This window comes from Brasilonema octagenarum UFV-OR1 (genome assembly GCF_963888615.1).
Taxonomy (GTDB): Bacteria; Cyanobacteriota; Cyanobacteriia; order Cyanobacteriales; family Nostocaceae; genus Brasilonema; species Brasilonema sennae.
The window spans coordinates 49,457-55,456 of record NZ_CAWPKW010000233.1; the positions used below are offsets into that span (position 1 = coordinate 49,457).

The window sequence follows — 6,000 nt, forward strand, 5'->3', positions numbered from 1 at the left end:
ATACGAGGCTGCCTTTCATAATTATATTAAGGTAGCAGCCCACAGTTAAGCATCCCTTGACAGAACCAGGGAATGAGGAAGGTGAATTATGGTTACAACGGCAATACCAGCAGAAACTAGGACAATACTATCGAATATCAGCTGGCAAACATTTAAAATTATGCTGGCGGAAATGGGTTCGGAGCGAAAAAACCGACTTGCTTACGACAATGGAATATTAGAAATTATGACACCACTGATGCCGCACGAAAACTCCAACCGTGTGATCGAAGGTTTTGTTGTTGCGTTGTGTGAAGAGTTTGGCTTGGAGTTTAAACGTGCTGGTTCACTAACTTTAATACGAGACAATTTAGAACGAGCAAGTGAACCAGATAGCAGCTACTATATTCAGAATGAATCTAGAGTCAGGAACAGAGAAAACATAGATTTAGCAATTGATCCACCGCCAGACTTAGTGTTGGAAGTTGAATACTCCAAACCCAAAGTTGATAAGTCAAAAATTTATACAGCAATTGGTGTGCCAGAATTCTGGCGGTACAACGGCAGTGCATTGCGAATTTATATACTTAATGATGGGCAATACACAGAAGTTGAAACTAGCCCGACTTTTGCATCCGTACCAGTAAAGGAAATTCCCCGGTTTATTCAAGAAACTAAAAAGAATGGAGAAATGGCAACAACACGCGCTTTTCGTGCTTGGGTCAAACAGCAGATTGCTATCATACATCCATAAAAGGGCGTACTATGAGCAAAACAAACTTCTCAGCTGATATCTCCCCTGAGGAACGTCATAGAAAGCTCGTTGAAATGTCGGAGGAAGAAATCGATTACTCTGATATTGCACCGCTTGATGAAGACTTCTGGAAAAATGCTGAGGTTTCGTGACCTCAGAAGAATCAAATGTCAAAATAATTACATTTGATTTCACTCCGTTCTCATCCGCCTAGGACTGAAAGTCCCAGGCTAATAGGCGAAGTCCATTAAAATGGACTAAAATTGGAGCTAAGGTTTGAGTATATTTAAACACGATTGTCTCGCTCCCATGCTCTGCGTGGGAGTGCCTAAAAGGAGGCTCTGCCTCCTATAATTTAACTATCTAGAAGTTAATTGCTTGCCCGCTCGTCTAACCAAGTCACTAAATCAGCGATTGATGACATTCTAAAAAGCGCTCTAGCTAAAGCTTCTAACTGTTCTTTGTTGAAAACTTGAACTCGCTCAAGAATTGACGAATTTATTTCACCAAAGCGTTCATTAAGTAAAGACAGACACAATCTAAGTTCTCCTTTCTGTTCTCCCTTCTGGAAAATATCCTGATAAATAACTGACTCTTGCATAATATCCTCGCTCAAAAATTGCCGAATCAAGTTTTTCTCAAATTTCAAACCCGCTAATATTTCTGTGTAAGCTGCAATATTCTGCCTTGTCTCCCTATCCGAAATTCTAGCAACGCTCTGGGCAACCTGCGATAATAATCCTTGGGGTGAGTTTGTTTGCGTTAAGGGTGCTAACGGTAAGAGTGCAGGATTATTGAGAAATTGCACGGAATCTTGTTCCCACATCCGCAAAACGCGATAGCGATGAGTTGTCGTCTCACTGCGATATTCTTCGGTGAAGGCAATTTCGTCATTTGTTTGTTGTAAAAAAATGACGACTTGGGTTACAGGGACTTTATACTGACGTATCAATCTGACAGAATAATCCAACATCCGAAAAGAAATCGGTGTTTTAGATCTTGTTATGGTTTGAAATTCAATGTGTAAAATGGGGTTTTCTGTTTGCAGAAATGTCAAGGAATCAGCGCGAATTGGTTCAATGCTCAATTCTGTTTTTAAGACTTCGATGCTTCGTGGTTCAACCGCTAGCAACCAACGCGCAAAATCGGTTGGATACTTTTCAGCTAAGATTTTACAACCGTTGTCGTAGCTCACAAATTAAAATCTAATTTACACTGATATAATTTTATTACTTAGTTGCTATCAACAAGATTTTTCAATAGAAATAACCTAGTTCAGAAGAATCGTTGGTTGGGTTAAGCGATCGCCCTTGGCGGCTGCTTCAGGAGCATCGCCACTGCGTTTGCGTAAGCAGATAGCCCAACCCAACAAAACCCAAGACTGAGGGTGAAGAGTGGAAGTTTGAAGTTCTGAAGTGGAAGTTTCGAGTTCTAAAATGGAAGCATACACCACAAGGTAGGGGCACAACATGCTCATTGGTTTCAACTGAAGCCCCGAGTCTTAAGGGCTAGACAAAGAATTCACACTTGTACATAACCGAAAATATGCAATTTGGATGTGTTTTAGTTTATGAATGTATATACACACTAACCTGACTCAGGCACAATGCAGTTAGATGGTGAAAAGTTAAAACAGTTACAAGATGCCTTACTCAGCGCTTTTCCTGACCAAGGAGAATTAGAACAGCTAGTTAGATTCAAACTGAATGAAAGTCTTAACACAATTGCGGTTGCTAATGGCGCGAATTATTCTTATGTTATATTCAAGCTTATTACATGGGCTGAATCTGAAGGCAAGTTGAGAGAACTGATTTCTGCGGGATGTAGTGAAAAGCCTGGGAATTCTCAGTTAATGTTATTTTGTGAACAACTGCGACAACAGCAAGCTACAACAAAACAATCTTATAGATTGATGAATCCATGCACATTTGACTTGGGCGAATTAATTAGAAGCTGTTTGAACATATTAGAAGACAAACAAGGACTTGTTGGACTCGCTGTTCCCTATAACCAAGATCCTTTTTTGATATACTTCTGCGAACGTCTGAAGGAAAGAATTGGTAAAAGTCACACTGACAACAAACAGCCTTTGACATTGGATAATTATCGCACTTCTGTAGACACAGCAGTAACGACAATGAAACGATACAAAAAACTTCTACAAAAAGGCGATGTCATTTGTCCAATTCGAGTTGCTGTCTCTGACCCCAATTCAAGTCATGAATTCTGGAAAAAAATTTCGGCTGAATTTCAAGATCCTCAAAATTCTTTTGAACACCGCTTCATCATAATTATGGTGAGCAGTGAATACAAATTTTTTCCACAAGGTGTCACTCAGCTAACACCTCCACAGTTCACGAAAGCGGATGCTCATGAATGGATTCTTGAGGTGACAGATAATTTGGGATGGAGAGAAGAAGATAGAAATAAGTGGAAGCGATATATGATTGATGAATGTCTTGAGAGTGAATGCTTAAATATTAGGTCAGTTTATGAGCATTTAGACCACGCTATTAAACTTTTGCAACAAAACCATACAGCAGAAGCTTTTCTACAAGAACTTGAGATTTGAGATGTCTAAACGCTCTATTGATACCTCTACCAGCTTCTCTACCATCGCTTACGAATCCTTGGAGGACTCTCGTGAAATCGAAACTCTGGAAATCGCAGTATCTGAAGAAAACCCTGCAAAAAAGACGATAACAATATATAAGGAACCCTACTTACCTGATGACAAGTTAGTTGAAGCAGTTAATTTGGCGATCGCCCTTGGTCGCCCCTTACTATTACAAGGCGAACCTGGTTGTGGTAAAACACGGTTAGCCTATGCTGTCGCTTATGCCTTGGGCTTACCTTTGGAAGTCAGTTATATCAAGTCTACCAGTCGTGCTCAGGATTTACTTTACACTTACGATGCTGTCAATCGCCTTTATGATGCTCAGTTAGGGACTGAAGGATCGCGTAGTCGAGACATTCGCAATTATATTCATTTAGGTTCATTGGGAAGAGCGATCGCACGCGCTCAATATGGGCGTCGTTCTGTGGTGCTAATTGATGAAATCGACAAAGCTGATCTCGACTTTCCCAACGATTTGTTATGGGAGTTGGATCGGTTGGAATTTCGCGTTACTGAAGCTCCAGAGATATCTTACACTGTTGGCGACAACCCAGCATTACGTCCAATTGTGTTTGTCACGCACAATGAAGAAAAAGCATTACCAACTGCGTTTCTGCGTCGATGCATTTTTCACTACGTGGAATTTCCCGAAACAGAGGAGGATTTGCAACAGGTTTTAGCAACTCACCAGATTTCTAACCAAGAATTGAGCAAAAAAGCTATCAAAGTTTTGTTAGAACTTCGCAAACTTGATCTTAGCAAGCGACCAGGTTTAAGTGAACTGCTGGACTGGGTGGGTTATTTGGAAGCGGTAAAAACTCCGGTAGAGGAACTTGACAAATTGCCATATTTGGGAGCGTTGCTCAAACTAGAGAGCGATCAAAAACGCGCAATGGAGGTATTTGGCAAGCAGTGAAGCAACCCAAGTTACCCGCGTTTCTCTGGGAGTTATTTCAAAAGCTACGCCGTCGTGGGTTTCCACTCACACCAGATGACTATGAAACGCTGCGACAGTCTTTGCAAGCTGGCTTTGGTTGGTCATCACAAGAAGCGCTGCGAGATCTATGCAATTCCCTCTGGGCAAAGTCGCGCCAAGAACAGGAAATTCTCACTGCGTTGTTTAACCAACTTGCACCAAAAAACGAAGATTGGCAATTGTCTTCTGTGCAAGCGCAAAACAATTCTGATGGGACAGATTCGTCAAAAAAAGAGCAGCATCAAGATGTTCCGGAGGCTCAGAAGCATGACGAGATTGTAACCGAATCTCGTAGCGGCTTACCTCCGATCTTCTTAAAGGATGTGCAACTTTCTGAACGTCGGTTTATCTTCGTACCGCAATTTCCATTAACTTATCGAGAAGTCGCTCAAACTTGGCGGCGCTTACGCCGTCCCGTGCGGGTGGGAGCAGCAACAGAACTGGATGTTGAACTCACAATTGCGCGTCGTTGTCAACAGGGATTTGCAACTTCTGTTGTGTTAAGACCGAGACGCCGCAACGTTGCGCGGTTACTCATGCTTGTGGATCGTCAGGGTTCAATGACTCCTTTCCATCGCTTTTGTGAAGAGGTTTGCAGAGCAATTCAACAAGCAGGGAGATTGGAAGAAACAGCAATTTATTACTTTCACAACGTTCCTGCTGAAGGTGCGGATGAGCAAGTGCTAGAACCTCTGGGTAAAGAACTCTTTCCAGTTCTCGATTCCATTTTGCCCCAGATAACTCCCCTCAAAACAGGTTATCTCTACGAAGATTCTGAATTGCTTTCTCCTATTGCATTGGAGGAAGTTCTTCAAAAATATGCACCGGATGCATTCGTAGTGATGATAAGTGATGCTGGTGCTGTGCGTAAATATTATAATGTCGTGCGTCTGTTAGATACCATCTCTTTTATCAAAGCACTCCGCGCTTACACTTTAAACTATGTTTGGCTGAATCCCCTGGCAAAGTCATATTGGAAAGATAACACCGCCGCCCAGATTGCACGCCATGTACCGATGTTTCCTTTGAATCGGGAGGGCATCCAGCAGGCAGTGAATGTGCTACGCGGACATCAATATATAATAGAAAAACCTCTATGAGTACTCTATAAAGTAAAATTAAGAAAGCTTTATTATTTCAAATTTTACCTTTCACCTCCTCAAGTCAAATAGGAAGCTATCATTGGATTTTGAAATCATTGGAGAAATTACCAACATAGAAATCATTGCAGTTGGTAATTCGATTCGTGAGTTAGAGCGCCTGCGAAAAGTTTATGGCTCTAGTAGATGGAGAAAACTTAAAGGAATAGCAACTATCAGTTTAAATGATGGCACTGTTTGCGAGGCTGAACTTCATTGGTATGAAGCACACGGCATTGGTAAAAAAGAAATCAAAATAAAGTATATTTTGGATTAACCATTATGAATGAGAATGCTATCAAAACACAATTTGTCGTCTGCATCAAAAATGAGAATTACGCCGCATCCTTGGAAGTGCGAAAAATATATCAGGTCATTCCTGATAGTAAAGCTATTGAGCATCACATGATGCGAGTGATTGATGAATCACAAGAGGATTATCTATATCCAGAAAATTATTTTGTGCCTATTGATTTACCAAAAGTGGCTGAAGATATTTTTTCAATCAGTGCCTAACATCATGTCTTAACTTGTA

At 41.1% G+C, this 6,000-nt stretch carries 9 protein-coding genes; 7 read left to right on the top strand and 2 right to left on the bottom strand.

All coding sequences use genetic code 11. From position 1 onward, the window contains the following. Positions 1-88 precede the first annotated feature (88 nt). Together AC5590_RS18945 and AC5590_RS18950 are read left to right on the top strand one after the other, a co-directional pair. Positions 89-733 (top strand): Uma2 family endonuclease, encoded by a 645-nt coding sequence (locus tag AC5590_RS18945; RefSeq protein ID WP_169265037.1) that lies wholly within the window; start codon positions 89-91, stop codon positions 731-733. An 11-nt stretch (positions 734-744) separates the two neighbouring features. After that, a complete protein-coding gene (locus AC5590_RS18950; RefSeq protein WP_169265038.1) occupies positions 745-885 on the top strand; it encodes a hypothetical protein in 141 nt (46 codons plus the stop codon). Positions 886-1,103: 218 nt separating this feature from the next. Here the strand turns inward: AC5590_RS18950 and AC5590_RS18955 are convergent, their stop codons facing one another. Both AC5590_RS18955 and AC5590_RS18960 read right to left on the bottom strand, forming a co-directional pair. Then, on the bottom strand, positions 1,104-1,928 hold the full coding sequence (locus AC5590_RS18955) for a DUF4351 domain-containing protein (RefSeq protein ID WP_169265039.1): 825 nt from the start codon (positions 1,926-1,928) through the stop codon (positions 1,104-1,106). A gap of 75 nt (positions 1,929-2,003) precedes the next feature. Next, positions 2,004-2,210 (bottom strand): hypothetical protein, encoded by a 207-nt coding sequence (locus tag AC5590_RS18960; protein WP_169265040.1) that lies wholly within the window; start codon positions 2,208-2,210, stop codon positions 2,004-2,006. Between the two features lie 129 nt (positions 2,211-2,339). Between AC5590_RS18960 and AC5590_RS18965 the strand changes: the two genes are divergently transcribed. From AC5590_RS18965 to AC5590_RS18985, 5 genes are all read left to right on the top strand, one after another. Further along, a complete protein-coding gene (locus AC5590_RS18965; RefSeq protein ID WP_169265041.1) occupies positions 2,340-3,305 on the top strand; it encodes an effector-associated domain EAD1-containing protein in 966 nt (321 codons plus the stop codon). 1 nt (position 3,306) lies between these two features. Beyond that, positions 3,307-4,266, top strand: a complete 960-nt coding sequence (locus AC5590_RS18970; protein WP_169265042.1) for an AAA family ATPase — start codon at positions 3,307-3,309, stop codon at positions 4,264-4,266. Further along, positions 4,263-5,426 carry a hypothetical protein gene (locus tag AC5590_RS18975; protein WP_169265043.1) on the top strand — a complete coding sequence of 388 codons (1,164 nt, stop codon included), beginning with the start codon at positions 4,263-4,265 and terminating at the stop codon, positions 5,424-5,426. The genes AC5590_RS18970 and AC5590_RS18975 overlap by 4 nt, the downstream gene beginning before the upstream one ends. Positions 5,427-5,508: 82 nt before the next feature. Then, positions 5,509-5,742: a hypothetical protein gene (locus tag AC5590_RS18980; RefSeq protein ID WP_169265044.1), complete on the top strand. Its 234-nt coding sequence runs from the start codon at positions 5,509-5,511 to the stop codon at positions 5,740-5,742. A 5-nt stretch (positions 5,743-5,747) separates the two neighbouring features. Further along, a complete protein-coding gene (locus tag AC5590_RS18985) occupies positions 5,748-5,981 on the top strand; it encodes a hypothetical protein (RefSeq protein ID WP_169265045.1) in 234 nt (77 codons plus the stop codon). The last annotated feature ends 19 nt before the right edge of the window (positions 5,982-6,000 follow it).

Bases quoted from the DNA above. Each gene is read 5' to 3' on its own strand.
- AC5590_RS18945 (WP_169265037.1), top strand. From the start codon at position 89: ATGGTTACAACGGCAATACCAGCAGAAACTAGGACAATACTATCGAAT.
- AC5590_RS18950 (WP_169265038.1), top strand. From the start codon at position 745: ATGAGCAAAACAAACTTCTCAGCTGATATCTCCCCTGAGGAACGTCAT.
- AC5590_RS18960 (WP_169265040.1), bottom strand. From the start codon at position 2,210: ATGAGCATGTTGTGCCCCTACCTTGTGGTGTATGCTTCCATTTTAGAA.
- AC5590_RS18965 (WP_169265041.1), top strand. From the start codon at position 2,340: ATGCAGTTAGATGGTGAAAAGTTAAAACAGTTACAAGATGCCTTACTC.
- AC5590_RS18970 (WP_169265042.1), top strand. From the start codon at position 3,307: ATGTCTAAACGCTCTATTGATACCTCTACCAGCTTCTCTACCATCGCT.
- AC5590_RS18985 (WP_169265045.1), top strand. From the start codon at position 5,748: ATGAATGAGAATGCTATCAAAACACAATTTGTCGTCTGCATCAAAAAT.